Origin of the sequence: Epibacterium ulvae, from assembly GCF_900102795.1 — a bacterium.
GTDB classification, from domain to species: Bacteria; Pseudomonadota; Alphaproteobacteria; order Rhodobacterales; family Rhodobacteraceae; genus Epibacterium; species Epibacterium ulvae.
In genome coordinates this window covers 1-20,093 of record NZ_FMWG01000007.1, presented here as the reverse complement: position 1 = coordinate 20,093, position 20,093 = coordinate 1, and the positions used below count along the sequence as shown (strand labels likewise).

Genomic DNA, 20,093 nt, shown 5'->3' with positions numbered 1-20,093 from the left:
ATTGCACCCACAGGGTGGGTGCCTGGCGGGTCGGCGTCAGTTTCGGCGATCCAAATTGCAACCAAAGAGCACATTGAGATGTTGCGAAACCATATGAGCACAGAATGATAATCAACAGCTTCAACCCCCAAAGCACTGACGAAGTCCATTGGCGCAGAACTGCCGCTGAACGACCGAAGGCTTCGGTTCTGTCCGAAGATATCGAAGTTGACTTTGCGATCGTCGGGGGTGGTCTGACGGGGTGCCGCACAGCGATTGGACTTGCTGAAGAAGGTGCCACTGTTGCCGTGCTGGACACGATGGAAATTGGTTGGGGCGCGTCGGGTCGCAGTGGCGGCCAATGTAACCCAATTTGGCGTGCAACGCCTGAAGAGCTGGTCAAGAAATTTGGCAAGCAACAGGCGAATAGGTTGATTGAAACAACATTGGGGTCTGCCGATGCGTTGTTCTACGACATTGGGAAATACGATGTCGACTGCGACGCTGAACAAAACGGCTGGGTTCAGGCCGCCCATTGTAAATCTGCGAAAAAGCGTCTGATTTCTTTGGGAGAAGCCTGGAATAAAGCAGGAGCGCCGATCGAATTTCTGGGTAAAGAACAGACTCAGGAAAGATGTGGATCCCCAGAATATGGGTTCTCTCTGTTCCATCAGAAAGGTGGCCATGTGCAGCCACTTTCGCTGACATACGGCTATGCCCGCGCGGCTGAACGCTTGGGGGCGCAGCTGTTTGAAAGCAGCAAGGTTACAGCAATGAACCGCGTGGGTGGCCAATGGCATTTGAAGACGGCGAAGGGCCGCGTGGTGGCCAAGCAAGTCATCTTAACGACAAATGCGTATACCAATGGTCTGTGGCCTGGACTGCAGCAAACCTTCTTCCCAATGGTCAGTATTGCGCTTGCAACCGAACCGCTGTCAGCTGAATTGCAACAGCAGGTTTTGCCAAATGCTGTTACAATCGCAGATACTCGCCGGGCGATTTACTTTGCGCGTTACGACCGGGATCGTCGGCTGATTTTTGGATGTGTTGGCAGCACCGATCAAGCCGCCGCACTTGGCGGCCTGGGGCGTCTTCGCAATGGTTTGCATCGGGTCTTCCCGCGGTTGCGGCAGTCAAAGATCGAAACCGCTTGGGCCGGTCGCATCGCTGTAACAACCGAAATGATGCCGCATCTTCATGAACCCGCACCAGGAGTGTTGGCGGCGGTTGGGTTTAGCGGGCGTGGTATTGCCATGACATCCGTGATGGGACGTGCGCTGGCCAGAAAAGCGATGGGCGCGCAAAACAATACCCTGCCATTTCCGGTCACGCCCGTCAGCCCCATCCCGCTGCACTGGGGCACCAAAAAGCTTTTGCCACTTGGAGCGCCTGCCATGTCATTCCGGGATAAGTTGGACACTCTAATTGACGGCTTTTGATCCCCGCGGAGAGAACATTTTTTGTGTTCTCCCGTAACTGGTCGCCACCAAAGAACTATGGCGGCAGCGTGCTGGTTTCACTCCCCTGTACCAGCACGTCTTTTTCTATGCTCAAAAAGGACAGACACATGAGTTTCATCAAATTTGTAGATCAGAACCCAGAAGCCGTTGAAAAAGACCTTCATGATGACATTTTGGAAGGCAATCCAAAACAGTTTTCCTGGATGATGTATGACGGACATCAACAAGCCATTCGATCGGGCGTGTGGGACAGCACAGCTGGCAAGTTTACCGCTGTGATGGATGGAATTGTTGAGTTTTGCCACATTCTAAAGGGCAGTGCGACGATCAAAACTGGCGATGGGAAGTCTTATGACGTAGCCGCCGGTGATGCGTTTGTTATGAGTGCTGGTTTGGAAACGGAATGGACAGTTGATAATTACATCAAAAAGCATTTTGTCATTGTAGCCGTCGACAACCTGCCTCCACAGGATGCCGATTAAGCCACTTAATGACCGCGCAGGATCGCAATATCTGGCGCGGTCCCACCTATCAGGCTGGTGACACGTTCCGCAGAGGCCCGCAGTTCGCCTGACCACGATGTCAGTTCATCAAGCGAGTGTAAGGAGTCGACAGTCCAGATGTTTATCACTGCAATTGGTTCACTCATGTAATTGAATATCGGAGCTGATATTCCCATGAAATGTTCATATTCTTCACGGTCATTGCGCGCATATCCAAGCTCGCGCACCTCTTCCAGTGCGGTCAGGAAGGAGCGTGTATCTGCAATGGTCCTATCGGTGAACTTTTCAAAGTCGTAACCGTCGAGTTTGGATGCAATCATCTTGTCAGGAAGGAAAGCCATGAGAGCTTTGCCAGATGCTGAGCAATGCACGGGTTCACGCATACCGGGGCGTTGAACGGGACCCATAGATCGGCGAGATTCCAGAACTCTCAGATAGAGAACTTCCATTCCATTGGGCAGCCCAATCGTGACATTGCCGTCGAATAAAGCATGCAATCGCATCATCTCATCCAGTGCAACAGCCTGAATATCATAGCCACTGTAAGCGTTCCGTACGAGATCAAAGATCTTGGGGCCTACAAAATAGACCTTCCGGTGTTCATCAAATGTGATCAGACGCTCTTCGGTGCTAATGTTCAAAAGCCGATGGATGGTGCTTTTGTTTAGTCCACTTTTCGTCACCAACTCCGAAAAAGTTAGCGGTTTGCGCGTCTCACTTACAATGGTGAGGAGGGTCAATAACTTAGTGACAATCGAGCTTTGCATTTCCCTGACCTACTTCATTTCCAACGTTGCATCAAGAAGGCGGATTCGCCCGATTGACATGTAAAAAAAACTAAATTATCCATAATATGATACTTTAGTTTTGAAATATGAAACTATTACGGTGTAACCAAAAAGCAAAGGCAGACTGTTGAGCTGGGTCAGCCGACTTAGATGATGCAAAGCCTGAAGAGGAACTGCGATGAAGAAAATCATGAATGATGCCGTCAACTACGTTGACGAAACTCTCGAAGGCCTAGAGGCAGCACATCCAGACGTTTTCCGTATCGATGGTGAAACCCGCCGACTGTTGCGCAAGCCAACGGCCAGCGTTGATCGCGTTGGTGTTGTATCGGGCGGTGGGTTCGGCCACTTGCCGATTTTCGCGGGTTACGTCGGCGACGGTTTGCTCGACGCCTGTGCAGTTGGCGATGTGTTTGCTTCGCCCGACATGAACCCGATGTTAGAAGCCATCAAATCTGCAGACGCCGGGAAAGGCGTGCTATGCGTTGTGGGCAACTATGGTGGCGACAAGATGAACTTTGCCATGGCTTGCGAATTCGCAGACATGGAAGACATCACTACCCAGCAGATCATCGTCAATGATGACGTTGCCAGCGCAGGTGTTGACGAGATCGAGAAGCGTCGCGGCGTTGCGGGTTTGGTCTATGTGGTCAAAGTAGCGGGTGCCGCTGCACAGGCTGGTAAATCGTTGGACGAAGTTTACGCATGCGCAGATCGCGCGCGCCAGAATACGCGCACGATGGGTGTGGCGCTGGGATCTTGCATTGTGCCACAGGCTGGCAAAGTCACTTTTGAAATTGCCGACGATGAGATCGAAATTGGTATGGGCATTCACGGCGAGCCCGGCGTTTGGCGCGGCAAGAACAAGCCGGCTGATGAATTGGCAGCTGAGCTGTTACACAAGCTGACCGACGAGTTGGACCTGTTAAAAGGCGACCGGGTGTCCGTTCTGGTCAACGGTCTAGGCGCAACGCCTGCCGAGGAGCTTTATATCCTATTTCGGGCTGTGAACCGTATTCTCTCAGACAAAGGCATCGAAATCGTCCAGCCACTGGTTGGAAATTATGCCACGTCGATGGAAATGGCGGGTGCCTCGATCTCGCTTATGAAACTTGACGATGAACTGGAGCAGCTGCTGGCCGCTCCAGCCAAAAATCCATTCTGGGGGAAGTAACCGTGGCGCTTACAACAGACACTCTACGTATCGGTATCAATAAAATCACAGACCAGGTGGATCCAATGGGTGCACATCTGAACGAGCTGGATGGTCGTTTGGGCGATGGAGATCTTGGTGTGACCATGGTGAATGGTTTCAAAAACATTGCTGCTGTTTCTGACGATCTGCCGGATGATTTTGGCATGGCATGTATGGATTGTGCTAAGGCCATGACAAAGGTTTCAGGTTCGTCTTTTGGCACGCTGATGGGTATTTCGTTGATGGCAGTTGCAAAACAAACCAAAGGCCAAACGGAAATTGAATGGGACCGTTTACCCGACCTTTTGCAGGCCGCGCTGGACGCGATGATTGCACGGGGCGGCGCGAGCATTGGTGACAAAACGATGCTGGACTCGCTCACGGCTGTCATAGCAGCGACCACTGGAAAAACGTCTGCACAAGATGCGCTGGCCGCAGCGGCTGAGGCTGCAGATGGCGCATTGATAGAGTTCTTTGATCAGCCCTGTAAAATTGGTCGCGCACGTATTTTTGGGGACAAAACCAAAGGTATGGACGATCCGGGCATGGTTGCAATCAAGTCTATGATTGATTGTTTTACCTAATCTCCCTAGGTCTTCACGCGCACAACAGGTGCGCGTGAAGACCGGTATTCTAATTGCTCAGCCCCCTTCTGGTAGTCTCTGATCTATCGGATGTTTCTGTGCTGTCTGAACGTGGGCATTTCCCATACTTAAGACCACATTACATGGAGCAGTCCGCGAATTCGGTGACCTCATCTGGGGCTGTTTACGCGGTTGAGTTGATGCTGAACCTGCTGACAGAACACCTGTCACAACTGCAGATCGCGGAATTGAGTGCGCAGCTTCAGGTCAAAACTGTTCGACATGGGTAAGAAAAAGAACCCAGAGGGGCTGGGCAAATATCCAATGCGCTGCTTTGTCTGGTGGCTTGCGCCATTGAGTCTATGGAAGACAATATCGCGGAACCGCCGTCGGTCCTTGAAACCGCGGATTTTGTAAAGGTTTCTGCGCGCAAACTAGAGCGCCGATTTGTCGAAAGCTGTGGCATGTCATCTGGTCGGTTTTACCGCAGAATGCGAGCCCAACAGGCGCGTCGGCTGGTTATGGGCACCGAACTGAAGCTTGTTGATACTGCGATTGCAACCTGTTTTAGCTCAACATTGCGGCGTTTCTATCTAATGGTTGGTGTCATTTTACAGCACTTGCCGCGTAAGACCGACTAGGATGTCCAAGATCGCGCGAGGTGCAAATCCGGCGGCAGGAAAATCATCGACATCTTTCTGGAGTGCGTTGCCATGCTCACGGACTGTGGTCCATTTCGAGCGCTCCCATGCCCAAATGAAGCAAGATTTTTTTCTGAAGATTTTCGACCTTTGGTGGTCGTATCAGATCAATTGGAACCGAGAGCGTTTTGCCGGGCAGGTTATTGTAAGGACGGTGTAACAGATGTGGTGCTCTGAAGTGGCTGAGTGCGTAGAACGAGCTGGGACAGTAGCGGGTCGTGATACTGCCAACAGAGAGTGCGCGGAGGTGGAACAAACTGAGTTCACATCCGTACTTGCCCGTGTAGAGCACATTCGGGAGAGGGTAGATAAACTCGGTACAAATGATCCTGACTTCGACATTAAAACATTCACAGATGAAATGTGGGATGGGTAAGTATCCCACTAAGCAACGCACTTGTTTCTGCTGCGCTCAACGAGAATCCGGTTCAAAGCTGCCATTGGCAGGGCCTACAACGATATGTCAGCAGCTTGCCAGAAGAGAACTCCAGGTCTTCCTTCTTTATCCTGCAAAGGCATGTGCGCAGTGTTGCCTTTCTAGGCCTTCGCCAAAAATGGATTTGGAAACTTGAGGAAAGCTTGATCTTCTAATTTTTTCTATCAATCTGATTTTCTTCTTTATTCTGAGCAGACCAATTCCAAGCAATGGGCGATTTCCGTTTCAGTGCTCCGCTCAGATGACGGCGCATAAGGTAGGATGCATCCACAATTTCTCCGCGTTCAAGAAGATTGATAATCTCGAGGTGTTCACTGCATTGTTCAACAATGCGTTCGCGGTTGATCTCTGCTCGATATTCCATCAATCGGCGCATTCGGTTTACACGCTGCAACGCCATCAAAAAAAACGGATTTCCGGACAACCGAATGAGTTCTTCGTGGAAATCCGATCCATTCAGTAACAAAACTTCACCTGGAGTTTCCGAAATATCCTTTTCCAACATGCCTGCCTGAGTTCGCTTCAACTCGTCGAGTACTTTGCGGTTAACTTCGAAACTGGGCTCCAGCATTGCAGCTGGTTCGATCGCCATGCGGAATTGGTAAATCTCGTCGAAGGCTTCAGCAGTCTTTGCAACTGGCAGAAGTTTCCAGCCATAACCATCCTTGGGTTCAGCCCAGCCTTCGCGTGTTGCACGGCTGAGGAGTTCCTGCGTACCGGATTTGGTTAGGCTGTATTTCTGTCGCAAACTTTGTTCTGTGACGATTTCGGGTAGAACATCTGTCAACCAATCCTCGGCAAATTGCTGATAAACACTTGCGTCTGTGCCCTGATCTTCAGCGAATTCTTGGATTAAGGAGCGGTCAATCTGCTCAGGTACAAAATAACCACGGTTGGGAATTCGTTCCAAAACCTTGGCCTGCTCTAAAGCGATCAAAGCGTCCCTCACTGGCGTACGGGAAACCTGATAGTTGTTCGCAATCGTCTGGGTCCCGATATGTGATCCTGCTTTGAGCGCCCCACTCAGTATTTCTTGAGCGATGCGGAGCGCAATCTTGTTGCTCAGATCAGTGGTTCGCAAGTCTATTACCTCAGCTTTCGTCGTCAATTTGGCTTAAGTCTATATTGGTTTTATGCCGATCCAAGAGCCAAAATTCAACTGAAGAATTGTTTTGGTTATGTTGGTAGTAATGTCCAAATTATTCATGGCCACTTTTATTTTCGGGTATAAAGTAGCTACCAATATCATTGATTTCATTGAGAATATCTCATGCATCAGTTGTTCAAAATTGGTTTTTTGGATATTAACATGCAATTTAATATTGGCTTTTTGAGTTCCAATATGCAAATTTGCCATGGCAAAGATTCGTCTAGCAAAACTGGGAGGAAAAACATTTTGTTTAGAAAGATCGTAATCGCTGGTGTTTCCGCGACCATGATGATGGGCGCTACAAGCGCCTTTGCTGACTTCAAGGCAGAAAGCCCGCAATGTATCGCACCATCCAACCCTGGTGGTGGCTGGGATTTTATTTGCCGAACGACAGCGAAGTATCTGTTTGACCTTGGTATCATCGAAGATTCCATGCAGGTCACCAACATGTCTGGTGGTGGCGGCGGTGTTGCCTTCGCACACGTCACGAAAGAGCGTGACGACGACAACAACCTGATCGTTGCAGCGTCTATGTCCACCAGCGCTCGTATCGCTCAGGGCATTTATGAGAACGCAACCCAAGATGACGTCCACTTCCTGGCAACTTTTGGTGCGGAATACGGCGCGATCGCCGTGCGCGCGGACTCTCCTTACCAAACACTCGCAGATATGATGGATGACATACTGAAAGATCCGCGTTCTGTTGGTATCGCGGGTGGTTCGTCCGTTGGTTCCTTCGACCACATCAAACCGATGCTGGTTGCAAGAGAAGCAGGTATGGAAGATGTCACCCAGCTGAAATACGTCTCCTTTGACGGTGGCGGGGAAGCGATGACTGGTCTTTTGTCCGGCGCAACCGAAGCGCTGTCTGGTGACTTCTCCGAAATGCTGGGCTTCCTAGAATCCGGTGATATTCGCATCGTTGGTATCATGGCACCTGAGCGTTTGAAGAATTACCCTGATATCCCAACTGCAAAAGAGCTTGGCTATGACGTCGTGGGCGCAAACTGGCGCGGTCTCTATATGCCCGCAGGTTCATCTGATGAAGCGAAAGAGTTCTGGTCCAACGCAATCAAAACCCTGACGGAAAATCCAGAATTCCAGGCAGAGTTGGAAGCGGCTGCGATCGCTCCGTTCAATAACTTTGGTGATGACATGTACAATTTCGTAGCGGGCAGCATTGCTGACGTTGAGAAGCTGTCCCGCGAGATCGGTATCATCAAGTAAGCCACGGCTGACTGTTTGATGGGCTGGTCTGCGAAAATCAGGTCAGCCCACATTTCCACATAAGGGAAGAAGAAATGAGTGACCGCGTTTTTGGCGGCTTTGGATTGGCTTTGGCCATCTTCTATATTTGGGCCGCATCTACAATCGAAGACAGCTTCATGGTTGATGTGGTCGGGCCGCGTGCCTTTCCATACATCGTAGGCAGCATAGTTGCTCTTTGTTCCATATACTTCATCATCCGTCCAGATGACGAGCCAGATTGGCCTCATGTACACGCCTTTGCAGAGATAGTATTCGCAGCGGTAGTCATGTTTGCCTATTGTCTAGCGCTGCCAGAGTTTGGGTTTGTTTTTTCCACGACCTTCGCAACCGCCTATCTAACATGGCGCTTGGGCACAGCACCTCTTTGGTCTCTGGTGTCGGGCGTTGGGACATCTGTCGGTATCTACGTTGTTTTCCACCTAATTCTTGGCCTCGCATTGGCTGAAGGCCCGTTGGGCTTCTAAGGACACAAACAATGGAAATTTTCTCACTTCTAGGTGACGGTTTCGCGGTTGCTCTGACGCCGACAAACCTATTTCTCGCAGTTGTTGGCTGTTTCCTGGGGACCCTGATGGGGGCGCTTCCAGGTCTTGGCCCAGCAAACGGCGTTGCGATCCTTATCCCGATCGCGTTCTCACTGGGTCTTGACCCAACTGGGTCCTTGATCCTGCTCGTCAGCGTTTACTACGGCGCGATGTACGGTGGTCGGATCTCTTCGATCCTTCTCAATATTCCGGGCGATGAACCCGCGATGATGACCTGTCTTGATGGCTACCCGATGGCACAGCAAGGCAAGGCGGGGGAAGCCCTCTCGCTTTCAGGCGTAGCATCTTTCGTCGGTGCATTTGTTGCGACATGTGGTCTGGTTCTCCTGGCACCACAGCTTGTGAAAATCGCACTGCTGTTTGGTCCTGCGGAATACTTCGTACTCTTCACCGTTGCTTTCGCAACTCTTGGGGGCATCTCATCTACCAACCAAGCCAAATCTGCATTTGCGGCAGCGCTGGGTCTGGGCATCGCCATGATCGGCAGCGACAGCCAGACTGGCTCGCAGCGTTTCACATTCGACCACGTACACTTGTATGACGGTATCGACTTCCTGATCGCAATTGTTGGCCTGTTTGCTTTGAGCGAAGTGTTCATCTTCCTTGAGCATCACCGCAGCAATCAGGGAGTTGCGCCCAAGGCCGCAAAAGTTGGCCGTATTATGCCTGACTTCGGCATGATCAAGAAATGTATCCCGTCAATGGCACGTGGTACGGGGCTTGGCTTTTTCTCTGGCGTTCTGCCGGGCGCGGGGGCTTCTTTGGGTTCCTTCCTTGCATACTCGCTGGAAAAACAAGCAGTTGACCGCGACGGCAGTTCCTTCGGAAAGGGCGACCCGCGTGGCGTCGCAGCCCCAGAAGCGGGTAACAACGCAGCATCTGGTGGTGCGCTGGTTCCAATGCTCGCGCTGGGTGTTCCAGGCTCTGGGACAACCGCGGTTCTTCTGGCTGTTCTTCTACAGCTGAACATCACACCGGGTCCGCTGCTGTTCACCAAAAACCCAGACATTGTTTGGGGCCTGATTGCGGCGCTGTTCCTTGCGAACTTCATCTTGCTGGCAATGAATATCCCTCTGGTTGGTATCTTCACTCGCGTTTTGATGGTGCCAACACGGATCCTGATGCCGATCGTTGCGATGATTTCCTTTGTGGGTATCTACAGTATCACAGGCTCTGCCTTCGATGTGATGTTGATGGTTGGCTTTGGTATCGCGGGCTGGCTTCTGCGTAAGCTGGATGTATCCCTTGTACCGGTCATTCTTGGCATCCTGCTGGGCAACCAGATGGAAGTGAACCTGCGTCGTGCGATGACAATCTCAGATGGTGACTGGTTCATCCTTGTCGGTAGCCCTCTGGCCATCGTGCTTTGGATGATCGCGATTGCTGGCTTTGTTCTGCCAATGCTGATGGGTCGCCGCATGAAAAAACGCATGGAATCCATGCGCGACACCGAAGAATTTGTCGGCGACTGATCTCTTCCCCAAAATACCGGCCCGCTCGGGTGGGCTGGCCACTTAAAGACCTGTCACTGGCGTGACAAACTTAGGAGATACAAATGCGTATTATGACGTTGCCGTGTGACGGCATTGGCCCAGAGATTATGGCTGAAACGCTCAGGGTGGTTGAAGCTGCAAACCATAAATTTGACTTGGGTTTAACCTTCCACGAAGAAGAGTCCGGCTTCAAAAGTCTCGAGAAGTACGGCATCACCCTGCGAGAAGAAGTTTTGGACCGTGCACGCACTGAATTTGATGGCGTGATCCTGGGTACACAATCTCATATGGATTACCCACCCTTGGTTGAAGGTGGCCGCAATGTATCCGCTGGGTTCCGCATCGGTCTTGACCTCTATGCAAACGTTCGGCCAGCGCGCACACGCGATTTTATCCCGAACAAAGCACCTGACATGGACCTGGTGATCATGCGTGAAGCCACAGAGGGCTTCTATCCAGACCGCAACATGTACCAAGGTGTTGGCGAAATGATGCCCGACCCAAATATGGCGCTATCCGTTCGTAAAATCACTCGCGAAGGCTCATTGCGTATTTGCCGCGAAGGCTTCAAGCTGGCCATGCAGCGTAAAAAGAAAATCGCGGCGATCCACAAAGCAAACTCGTTTTTGATGACCGATGGTCTGTTCTTGGAATGTTTCAGAGAAGTCGCGAAAGACTTCCCAGAAGTTCAGACCGAAGAGCTCATTGTTGACGCTTTCGCGGCGCTGTTAGTGCGTAAGCCTGAGGCATACGACGTTGTTGTTGCGACGAACTTCTACGGCGACATCCTGTCTGACCTTGCGTCTGAGCTGTCTGGCTCTCTGGGTCTTGCGGGTTCCATCAACGCGAACGCAGAAACTGGCCTGTGCTGTGCTCAAGCACAACACGGTTCCGCACCTGACATCCAAGGTCTGAACGTTGCAAACCCGACCTCGTTGATACTGTCTGCAGCAATGATGCTGACATGGCTCGGAGAGCAACGCGGCATTCAGAAATTGCAAGATGCAGGTCACGCGATTGCAGCAGCAGTTGATGCGGTGATTGACGATCCAGCAAAGCGCACTCGTGACCTGGGTGGGACTGTGAATTGTGACGACTTTGGCACCTTTGTCGCTGAAGCCGTCGCGTCCGCTTGATATTTCCCTAGGTCGGCATCCTTTGATCGACCTTTCAGGGTGGCACTGGTCAGTCGGCGTCACCCGCCTTTTTTGAAAGAATTCCAATGCCGTTAAAACCACGAATCGCTTTGATCCACGCGACCCGTGTAGCGGTCGAGCCAATCGAGACAGCGACCAAGGAACTTTGGCCTGATGCGGACATCATCACAATTTTGGAAGAAGGCCTGTCCGCTGACCGCGCCAGCGGAGTCGCAACGCTTGATGAATTAAATGCCCGCATTGTGCGACTTGCACGTTACGCGGAAAAGATGAACCCAGATGGTATACTTTACACCTGCTCCGCATTTGGCAGCGGCATCGAAGAAGCCGCCGCTACATCAGACATTCCGATTCTGAAGCCAAACGAAGCCATGTTCGAAGCGGCATTTTTTGAAGGTGACGACATCGCAATGATCTATACTTTCGCACCGGCATGCAAAGGCATGGAGGACGAGTTTGTCAAAGAAGCAGCCGCCCGGAAATCCTCCGCGAGAATCCGCTCTGTTTATGCGGAAGGCGCATTGAATGCTTTGAAAGCGGGAGACGCGGAAACCCATGACCGCTTGATTGCAGAGGCCGCGAAGACGGTCGGCAAGGCTGACGCGATCTTGCTGGCACATTTCTCGATGGCGCGCGCTGCAAGCGCCGTGCGTGCGGTGACCGATGTGCCGGTGCTCACAAGCCCAGAAGCCGCGATCCATAAACTACAAGCCGCGTTGAGCGGAAAGTCAAAATAAGGAAGCAATTAAATGCTGATTGGTGTTATTGCCGATGATTTCACAGGGGCTAGCGATATTGCAAACACCCTGGCGAAGGGCGTTGCGCCTGAAGGTGGTTTGGCCACTGCGCAGTTCCCGGGTATCCCATACGGGCCAGCTGCGGAGCATGTTGAAGCGGGTGTGATTTCTCTGAAAAGTCGCACGGCACCTATAGATGAGGCTGTGGCGGAAAGCCTTGCCGCCCTTGAATGGCTACTGGAACAAGGGTGTCGGCAGATCATCTTCAAATACTGTTCGACTTTTGACTCAACAACCGAAGGCAACATTGGCCCTGTTGGCCAGGCGCTCGCCTTGGCGATGAATGCGCGCGGTGTTGTTGTTTGCCCGGCATTTCCAACCGTTGGTCGAACCGTTTACCAAGGCCATCTCTTTGTTTTTGACACGTTACTGAACGAAAGTGGCATGCAAAATCACCCGCTAACACCGATGACCGATCCAGACATCCGCCGCTTTTTGGCTCTGCAAACAAAATGGGGCGTGGGACATGTGGCGCAGGCGGTCGTAACAGATGGGGCTTCCAGCGTTGCCGCGGCTTTGGCCGAGGATGCCAAGGCTGGCAATATGTTCACTGTCGTTGATGCGATATCTGACGATGACCTTCTAACTATTGGCGAAGCGCTAGAAGATGCGCCTTTGATCACCGGTGGTTCTGGCATCGCGCTTGGCCTGCCCCGTAACTTTATTCGTAAACGATTGGCACGCGGCGGTGAGACCACATTTGAACAACAGGGTGGTCCCGACGCCATTTTGGCTGGGTCCTGTTCTGGCGCGACTCGCGGTCAAGTGGACTTGCATCAAAGTAGCCAGCCTGCCTATGCGATTGACGTGCCCAAAGTTATTTCAGGTCACATCACTGCGGACACATTGGTCAGCTTCATAATCGAGCATCAAGGCAAGCAGCCGCTCATCTATTCTTCCGGCACGCCAGAGGATGTCAAAGAAATTCAAAATATGTTTGGTCGCGAGAAAGTAGCCGCGACTCTGGACGCACTCTTTGCCGATACCGCACGCAAGCTCATTCAGCAGGGCTATCGTAAAATCGTTGTTGCAGGTGGGGAAACCTCTGGCGCGGTGGCGCAAGCGGTTGCAGACGAGCTTGGTAATCCGACGATGCAGATTGGCCCGGAGATCGACCCAGGCGTGCCCATTCTTAAACTAGGGGACGGTGATCCTGTCTTACTTGCATTGAAATCTGGGAATTTCGGAGCGCCTGATTTCTTTAGAAGAGCTTTGTCGATCATGGGGGACAATTGATGAAACCGGCAGAACTCAATGTGCGCGAGGATATGGCGCGGCTATGTAAGTCTCTGTTTAACCGTGGGTTTTCTGTTGGCACTGCGGGTAACGTCTCGGTACGCCTTGAAGACGGTATTCTCATGACACCGACTAATGTGACGCTTGGCGATCTGGTGCCAGAGAGGATCGCCAAGATCGATCTTGAGGGCAATCACGTGGCCGGAGACCGCCCCACCAAAGAAGTGTTCTTGCATCAGGCCTTTTATGAAACGCGCCCACAGGCCGGTGCCGTTGTGCATTTGCATTCTACATGGGCTACCGCATTGTCCTGCCTTACGGACGTCAATGCAGATGACTGCATACCGCCGCTGACGCCCTATGTGGTGATGCGCGTAGGTGCCGTGAAACTGGTGCCATACGTAAAGCCGGGCGATCCAAAGTCCGGTGAGTTGATCCGAGACCTGAACGGCCAATACGGGGCTGTTTTGCTTGGCAATCACGGCCCTGTCGTAAGCGGAAAAGACCTGTTCTCGGCCGTTTGCGCCGCCGAAGAGCTGGAAGAAACAGCCAAGCTGTTGGTGGCGCTGCGTGGGCAAAAGACCAAACTTTTGAGCGAAGAAGAAGTGGCCGAACTGCAGACTACGTTTGGAACGATTTGAGAGCATCATGAAAACCGCAGACCTTATTGATAATCACGCGACACAGCTGGAATTTGTGCATCTACCCTTCCGAAAATTTGGGAAAAAAACTTTCATCGGCGGAATGATCGAGACGGTGAAGTGTTTTGAAGAAAACACCCAAATGCGTGAGTTGCTTCAGTCTCCCGGCGAAGGGCGTATTCTTGTTGTGGATGGTGGAGGCTCAACACGCACTGCCATCCTTGGTGACAAAATGGCTGGCTGGGCGATTGACAGCGGTTGGGCCGGTTTGATCATCAATGGAGCCATCCGCGACAGCGTCGAAGTCAATGAAATGGACATTGCCGTTTTTGCACTAGGCACATCGCCTGTGAGGTCAGACAAAACAAATTCGGGCCAAGCCGGGATCGACATTAAATTCGGTGGGGTTCGCTTTGAATCTGGCCATTATGTTTATGCGGACGCAGATGGGGTTCTCTACAGCCCAGCTAATCTGGTTTGAACCGGCTAAAGGTGAATATCACGCCAGTCGCGACAATTGTTATTGCTGTGCCTGGAGGGTGGCTCGTTTCATTAACTGGCATCCCCCTCGGCTGGCTCATCGGCTCTATGCTGAGCGTCGTCGCCATGACGTTCCTCAAAATTCCGGTGCATCAATCGCGCGGGATCATGTCCTTTGTTAGGGCTTCAGTTGGCACCATGCTGGGTGCATCCGTGACCCTTGGTGTGCTGCAATCGTTAAAGGTTTGGTGGCCGTCTTTTGTCTTTATGGTGGCAGTGATGCTGCTTGGTGGTTTTGTGAACTACCAGCTCCTGCGCCGTGCCTTTTCCTTCGGGAAATCTGAATCCGCGTTGTGTTCGGTTCCCGGTGGCATTGCTGAAATGATCCTGCTGAGTGGAACCACAGGCGGAGAGCAATGGCGCGTGGCGATCGTACATGCGGTACGCATTGCGTTGGCGATCCTGCTTATCCCAATCTTGATCGATTTCGTCGCTGAAAACGAAATCGTCCGGGGCAGTGGTCCGGCTCTTCCTTGCACGGAATGGGATGACGCCTTCTGGTTTGTGGTCTGTATTGCGGCGGGGCTGCTGTCTCAGAAGTTGAAGTTCATTCCTGCCCGTATTGTGCTTGTGCCGATGCTTGTCTGCTGCGTGTTGCATGTCACCGGGGTGACCGATTTTGTAGTGTCGACGCAGCTGTCAAACGTGGTGCAGATATTTATCGGCATTAATGTTGGCAGTCGCTTTGCTGGGGTCTCTACCAAGCTTTTGATGCAGGTGGTGCTGGCGGCTGCTTGCGTCGTCATGGTGCAAATTTGTTTTGCCTTTGGTTCGGCGCTTGTGGGCGCTGGTTTCTTTGATGCTGATCCCATCACGCTGGCATTGGCTTATTCTCCCGGTGGGCTTGCCGAGATGTCTTTGATTGCCATCTCCATCGGGCAAGAGGTTGCAATCATAGGCTTTCATCATATCGCTCGTGTTCTTGGCGCCTTGTGCACCGCGCCGCTCATTCTAAAATCCCTGACTAGGAGGCCTTAATGTTTCCTCAGAAATCCATCCAGACTCCAAGCCAATCTGTGCAAAGCGTAGATTTACTACGAATCCTCGGAGATCGCTTGCCACGCCTGCCACATGTGTTGCGGCTATTGGCTGAAAACCATGTGCGGGCAGGCGCGAGCCTTGGGGATCTGCACGTTGCGCTGGATGGGTGGCTGGCAGGAAAGCCGTCGCAAGCGGAGCTGTCTTTTCGGCCAAATCGGATTTTGATGCATGACACGACCTGTACACCTGCGCTGGCCGATATTGCGGGCCTGCGCGATGCGGTTACGGAAGCGGGTGGTGATCCAAGCAGCCTGACACCGACTTTGCCTGTCGAGGTATCCGTCGACCATTCTTTGGCCGTTGATGTCTATGCGCAAAGCGATGCGAGCGTCATCAACCGTCGCAATGAGATCACCCGGAACCGCGAACGCTATGCCTTTATGAAATGGGCGTCGGTGAACATGGACGGGGTGACGGTGAATCCTCCGGGCACCGGGATCATGCACACGATCAACCTTGAACAGCTGGCGACTTTGTTGGTGATGGGCGAGAATGGATTTGCGCATCCTGATATGTTGCTTGGCACAGACAGCCACACGCCTATGATCAACGGGATCGGAGTTTTGGCCTGGGGCATCGGCGGCTTGGAAGCGGAAAGCGTGATGTTTGGCCGAACTGTTTCTCTGGCCGTGCCCGAAGTGGTTGGGGTGGAGCTGACTGGGGCTTTGAAAGCTGGGGTTACACCAACCGATTTGGCCTTGGTGATTACGCAAAAGCTGCGTGAGATTGGCGTAGCCGGTAATTTTGTCGAATTCTTCGGGGCAGGAGTCTCCACCCTTTCAGCAGATGCGCGCTCAGTCATCGCGAACATGGCTCCAGAATATGGTGCCTCAACCGGGTTTTTCCCGGCAGACGAAGAGGTAGTCAGCTATTTGCGCCGCACGGATCGCCCTGACGCGCTGACCGGCAGTATCGAACCTGTGTTCAAAGCGATGGGACTTTGGTTTGATCCGGCAGAGCGTCCTCGATTTGACCGCAGCATTGTGATTGATCTGGATAGCATCGGCACCAATATCGCTGGCCCTCGCCGCCCGCAGGATTGCTGCGCGCCAAAGGATGCGCGTGCCAGTATTGAAAAGGCGATTGGCCGGGAGCTGAAAGACCTACCTGTGGGTCTTGATCGCGATGTAGGCGAAGCGCCTGATGGGGCCATTGGGGTTGCTGCGATCACCAGTTGTACGAACACATCTGATCCACGCCTTTTGGTCTCTGCCGGTCTGTTGGCGCGCAAGGCGCGCGCTTTTGGTCTGCGTCCACCGCATTGGGTTAAGACGTCGCTGGCACCGGGATCCCCCTCGGCACGGGCATATCTGGAACGCGCTGAACTGATGGAAGATTTGGATTCCGTTGGTTTTTCCATTGTGGGCTTTGGTTGCACGACCTGTATCGGCAATCCAGGACCGTTACCTGAAGTGATCGAACACGCTCTACGTGAAAAGAAAGCTATCCCAGCGATCTTATCTGGTAACCGCAACTTCCCGGGTCGTGTACATCCAAAACTTGATTTGGGCTATCTGGCCTCGCCTCCTTTGGTCGTGTCCTATGCGCTGAAGGGCACCATTCAGGGCGACATTCTAAGTGACCCGATTGGCCAATCAACGGATGGCAAGGATGTCTATCTGACAGATATATGGCCCGACGAGGCAGAGATTAACGCGGCACTGACCAAAGGCTTTAAGCCCACCGACGTACCGCAGGCTTTTTCTGAAGCGTGGCGTAGCAAACAGTGGGACGAAATCAAAGCACCAAAAGCCGCTCAATTCCCCTGGAGCGCTAGTTCGCGTTATCTGCGTCGTCCTAAATTCGCATCTTTGCAAGAAACCTCTCGTCTTGGACATTATCAGGCCGCACCGCTTCTGGTGTTGGGCGATGATATGACCACGGACCACATCTCACCTGCGGGTTGGATCGATCCAAACAGCGAAGCGGGCCATTGGTTGATTGAACGCGAAGGCGACCCGAAAGACTTGAACGTCTATGCCGCCTATCGCGGCAATTGGGAGGTTATGGTTCGTGGTCTCTTTACCAACCGTTTGGCGACCAACTATCTGTCCCAAGGCTTGGCTCCGCCAGAGACTGTGCTGGAGGATGGATCGGTTCATTCTGTCTATGCGGCCTCTCAAATTCTTGCAGAGCGCAGGCAGCCTGTCGTGATCCTTGCAGGTGAACGCTATGGCATGGGGTCCAGTCGTGATTGGGCCGCAAAAGGGGTCGCACTTTTGGGCGCGCGCGCGATCATCGCAAACGGGTTTGAGCGTATTCACCGTACCAATCTGATAGGGATGGGAGTTCTGCCGCTTCAGATCATTGATGACTTTGTCCCCAAAGATGCGGGCGTGACTGCCGCAGATCGTCTTGAGGTAAGCATCGCCAATGAGGCTCTCACACCTTTGTTGGAAACAGAGGTGATCCTGCACGCTGCAGATGGACCGAAACGTATGATTAATTGTCGTGTTGCTGTTGAGACCTGGCAGGAAGTAGACACACTGCGAAAGGGGGGCATTTTGCCTGCGATCTTGCAGGAGACAATCTAGATATTGCTTAAATTATTGAGGAAGCTATTGGCCTTGCCAGTAATGATCAAGGGGCAACCCATCCAAATAATTCCAGACGGGTTTTATAGTATCAAGCATTTGACAGGCCACAAGCAAGGCTGGCCGCGCTGTGTCGTCTGTTCTGTCTTCGCTTGGTGTTTGCTCTCGTAGCCAAGTCCGCAGTGCTCCTGCGTGCAACATGTCCTTAGTCAGCAGCATATCCTGATCCAGGCAAACCTGAGCTAAGGATCATTGCCGAATTTATTTTCAGTTCGGAAGTCACGCCCGTAGATCGCTGAAACAATATCTATCGCAGCGCTATGAAGTGGCGTAGAGATTCCTCTTTTTTTGGCGTAGGTCTCGATAAAGCAAGTCCCAAACGGGATATCTTCCGTGATGTATCGCGTGCTTGGGTCCCTTGGACCCTTGGGTAGACCACCGCGTCGGATGTGGAGCTCTTTTGCCATTTCGGCTAAGCCAGTCCCCACTTTAAAGTCAAAGTTGGCTTGGTATTGGTCAAGCAAGGGAGTTACTGACACGTCATACGCCGCCGCAACTTTGCACCGTTCCTGATCTAGTGCTTCGGTCAGAGCTCCGACACCTGCTGTCATGCCGTCAAAGTTGCCCCAATCCTCGCCCTTTTCAATCCGGGTGAAATTGAGCATGGCATTGCCAACGTGAACTGTTGGATTGAGATTTGAAAAGGCAAGCCAAAGGCGGGATGGCGCCGACTGAATGATCTCGCCAAATATGCTTTGCCAAAAGGCAATTTCTGCGTCCTGCGCCGCAGCCGACGTTGTGGCGGCCTTGCTGACCTTACGCATCAGACCAATTTTTACCGCTTCGTTGCCAATGCGCCGACCCGTTAGGATCGTGCTGGACAGCGCTGTCACCGGAATAATCTTGTTGGCTTTGGCCAGTTGTTTCTCAAGATGATCAGCACTTAGGGACAGCTCTGCGCTAATCAATATGTGTTGGCTGACACAGATATGTGGCACGACTTGGTCAAACATAGCCGCATGGTGATTTGCTGTGGTGGCAACAATGATGGCCTCAGCGTCATTCAGTGCCTCTGAAATATCTGCCACGCATCGCGCCTGAAACTGGTGTTCAAATGCGCCACTTACGTCGATCATTTGATTATTAAGCAATGAGGCGCTTTTGCCCGATAAGGAGTAAAGAACGGTCGAATGGCCCACTTTATCAAGAAGAGCGGCATAGCCTAGGGCAATGCCGCCGGTGCCTAAGATTGCAATGCGCATAGAGGTCTTTCCTAAGAGTTAGCTATCTGGGTCAGTTTTCGTTTGGGCTAGATGCCCCATGGTCACAGGAACGATCGGATTGCGGATGCGGTGCAGACCGACATCAGAAACATCGGCACCTGAAATTTTCGCTGATGATACGTTCAACAGAAAGTGCGCACATGCGCCCCTGACAAGGTCCCATGCCACAACGTAAGCTGGTTTTCAAGCGGTTCGGGTCCGTGCCAATGTTTTCGACAGCAGTTTGGATTTGAGCTTTGCGAACGGATTCACAGCGGCAAATGATCATTTCCTCATCGGCAGGCGCACCATTGCCGAAGGGAGGGTAAATCTGGTCGATAAAGGTGCGAAATTTGCGTTCTTTTTCCAGTTTGCCCATCACGTCCAACGGCACGTTTTGTCCCATGATACGGTGTGCTGCCGCGATTCCGTTAAGGTGGGCCGCCTTAGCGCCGAGAATGCCTCTGGCATCGCCGGCAACTTGAATGGCGTCGTTGGATTGCGGGTACCAGCTATCCTGAGCAGTATCCCTTTTAAGCGCAAGCCCCGCCGCACTTCCGTGGTTCACATTCGGAATGATCCCATCGTGTAGCAGAACGGTTTCGGCCCGGATTTCCCGTGCGGATTTTGTTTTGAACCGCACCCCCTTGGCATTGCCAGATTGAGCTACCCCGGGAAAACCGGACACTGACGTAAGCTACGATTTGTTGTCTGCTGATCTTCACAACGAAGGAGATCGAAGATGTCGAAACGGAAGCAACATCATCCAGAGTTTAAGGCCA

Annotated in this window: 20 protein-coding genes; 16 read left to right on the top strand and 4 right to left on the bottom strand. The window is 52.3% G+C overall.

Annotated elements, in window-relative coordinates; all coding sequences use genetic code 11:
- Positions 1-104: 104 nt before the first annotated feature.
- Both BLP79_RS11875 and BLP79_RS11870 read left to right on the top strand, forming a co-directional pair.
- On the top strand, positions 105-1,418 hold the full coding sequence (locus BLP79_RS11875) for an NAD(P)/FAD-dependent oxidoreductase (protein WP_090219250.1): 1,314 nt from the start codon (positions 105-107) through the stop codon (positions 1,416-1,418).
- A 128-nt stretch (positions 1,419-1,546) separates the two neighbouring features.
- Positions 1,547-1,921, top strand: coding sequence for a cupin domain-containing protein (locus tag BLP79_RS11870; protein ID WP_157843991.1), 375 nt, complete (start codon positions 1,547-1,549; stop codon positions 1,919-1,921).
- A gap of 5 nt (positions 1,922-1,926) precedes the next feature.
- Here BLP79_RS11870 and BLP79_RS11865 read toward each other — a convergent pair whose 3' ends face one another.
- Positions 1,927-2,709, bottom strand: coding sequence for an IclR family transcriptional regulator (locus BLP79_RS11865; RefSeq protein ID WP_090219247.1), 783 nt, complete (start codon positions 2,707-2,709; stop codon positions 1,927-1,929).
- Between the two features lie 199 nt (positions 2,710-2,908).
- On the opposite strand from BLP79_RS11865, the gene BLP79_RS11860 reads away from it, so the two are divergent.
- The 4 genes from BLP79_RS11860 to BLP79_RS11850 all read left to right on the top strand — a co-directional run bounded on the left by BLP79_RS11860 (position 2,909) and on the right by BLP79_RS11850 (position 5,150).
- Positions 2,909-3,904 carry a dihydroxyacetone kinase subunit DhaK gene (locus BLP79_RS11860; protein WP_090219246.1) on the top strand — a complete coding sequence of 332 codons (996 nt, stop codon included), beginning with the start codon at positions 2,909-2,911 and terminating at the stop codon, positions 3,902-3,904.
- Between the two features lie 2 nt (positions 3,905-3,906).
- Positions 3,907-4,509, top strand: a complete 603-nt coding sequence (locus tag BLP79_RS11855; RefSeq protein WP_090219245.1) for a dihydroxyacetone kinase subunit L — start codon at positions 3,907-3,909, stop codon at positions 4,507-4,509.
- Positions 4,510-4,607: 98 nt separating this feature from the next.
- Complete coding sequence (locus tag BLP79_RS19515; protein ID WP_139163201.1) at positions 4,608-4,799, top strand: hypothetical protein; 192 nt, start codon at positions 4,608-4,610, stop codon at positions 4,797-4,799.
- Between the two features lie 72 nt (positions 4,800-4,871).
- Complete coding sequence (locus tag BLP79_RS11850) at positions 4,872-5,150, top strand: helix-turn-helix domain-containing protein (protein ID WP_139163200.1); 279 nt, start codon at positions 4,872-4,874, stop codon at positions 5,148-5,150.
- Between the two features lie 647 nt (positions 5,151-5,797).
- Here BLP79_RS11850 and BLP79_RS11835 read toward each other — a convergent pair.
- On the bottom strand, positions 5,798-6,727 hold the full coding sequence (locus BLP79_RS11835) for a GntR family transcriptional regulator (protein ID WP_090219238.1): 930 nt from the start codon (positions 6,725-6,727) through the stop codon (positions 5,798-5,800).
- Positions 6,728-7,042: 315 nt separating this feature from the next.
- On the opposite strand from BLP79_RS11835, the gene BLP79_RS11830 reads away from it, so the two are divergent.
- The 10 genes from BLP79_RS11830 (at position 7,043) to acnA (ending at position 18,049) form a co-directional block, all read left to right on the top strand.
- Complete coding sequence (locus BLP79_RS11830; protein ID WP_232716481.1) at positions 7,043-8,023, top strand: Bug family tripartite tricarboxylate transporter substrate binding protein; 981 nt, start codon at positions 7,043-7,045, stop codon at positions 8,021-8,023.
- Positions 8,024-8,097: 74 nt separating this feature from the next.
- Positions 8,098-8,529: a tripartite tricarboxylate transporter TctB family protein gene (locus tag BLP79_RS11825; protein WP_090219236.1), complete on the top strand. Its 432-nt coding sequence runs from the start codon at positions 8,098-8,100 to the stop codon at positions 8,527-8,529.
- 11 nt (positions 8,530-8,540) lie between these two features.
- Positions 8,541-10,082 carry a tripartite tricarboxylate transporter permease gene (locus tag BLP79_RS11820; protein WP_090219235.1) on the top strand — a complete coding sequence of 514 codons (1,542 nt, stop codon included), beginning with the start codon at positions 8,541-8,543 and terminating at the stop codon, positions 10,080-10,082.
- A gap of 83 nt (positions 10,083-10,165) precedes the next feature.
- The gene (locus BLP79_RS11815) at positions 10,166-11,239 is read left to right on the top strand and encodes an isocitrate/isopropylmalate dehydrogenase family protein (protein WP_090219233.1); all 1,074 of its coding nucleotides are present in this window, start codon (positions 10,166-10,168) and stop codon (positions 11,237-11,239) included.
- An 86-nt stretch (positions 11,240-11,325) separates the two neighbouring features.
- Positions 11,326-11,997 carry an aspartate/glutamate racemase family protein gene (locus BLP79_RS11810; RefSeq protein WP_090219231.1) on the top strand — a complete coding sequence of 224 codons (672 nt, stop codon included), beginning with the start codon at positions 11,326-11,328 and terminating at the stop codon, positions 11,995-11,997.
- Between the two features lie 12 nt (positions 11,998-12,009).
- On the top strand, positions 12,010-13,293 hold the full coding sequence (otnK, locus tag BLP79_RS11805) for a 3-oxo-tetronate kinase (protein WP_090219230.1): 1,284 nt from the start codon (positions 12,010-12,012) through the stop codon (positions 13,291-13,293).
- Positions 13,293-13,934 (top strand): 3-oxo-tetronate 4-phosphate decarboxylase, encoded by a 642-nt coding sequence (otnC, locus tag BLP79_RS11800; protein WP_090219228.1) that lies wholly within the window; start codon positions 13,293-13,295, stop codon positions 13,932-13,934. The genes otnK and otnC overlap by 1 nt, the downstream gene beginning before the upstream one ends.
- Before the next feature lie 7 nt (positions 13,935-13,941).
- Positions 13,942-14,415: a ribonuclease E activity regulator RraA gene (gene rraA, locus BLP79_RS11795; RefSeq protein WP_090219227.1), complete on the top strand. Its 474-nt coding sequence runs from the start codon at positions 13,942-13,944 to the stop codon at positions 14,413-14,415.
- Positions 14,416-14,426: 11 nt separating this feature from the next.
- Positions 14,427-15,452 (top strand): AbrB family transcriptional regulator, encoded by a 1,026-nt coding sequence (locus BLP79_RS11790; protein WP_139163199.1) that lies wholly within the window; start codon positions 14,427-14,429, stop codon positions 15,450-15,452.
- A complete protein-coding gene (acnA, locus tag BLP79_RS11785; RefSeq protein ID WP_090219223.1) occupies positions 15,452-18,049 on the top strand; it encodes an aconitate hydratase AcnA in 2,598 nt (865 codons plus the stop codon). The genes BLP79_RS11790 and acnA overlap by 1 nt, the downstream gene beginning before the upstream one ends.
- Before the next feature lie 242 nt (positions 18,050-18,291).
- Here the strand turns inward: acnA and BLP79_RS11775 are convergent, their stop codons facing one another.
- Together BLP79_RS11775 and BLP79_RS11770 are read right to left on the bottom strand one after the other, a co-directional pair.
- The gene (locus BLP79_RS11775; RefSeq protein ID WP_090219220.1) at positions 18,292-19,311 is read right to left on the bottom strand and encodes an NAD/NADP octopine/nopaline dehydrogenase family protein; all 1,020 of its coding nucleotides are present in this window, start codon (positions 19,309-19,311) and stop codon (positions 18,292-18,294) included.
- A 103-nt stretch (positions 19,312-19,414) separates the two neighbouring features.
- Positions 19,415-19,954, bottom strand: a complete 540-nt coding sequence (locus tag BLP79_RS11770) for a (2Fe-2S)-binding protein (RefSeq protein ID WP_139163198.1) — start codon at positions 19,952-19,954, stop codon at positions 19,415-19,417.
- Positions 19,955-20,093: the final 139 nt, after the last annotated feature.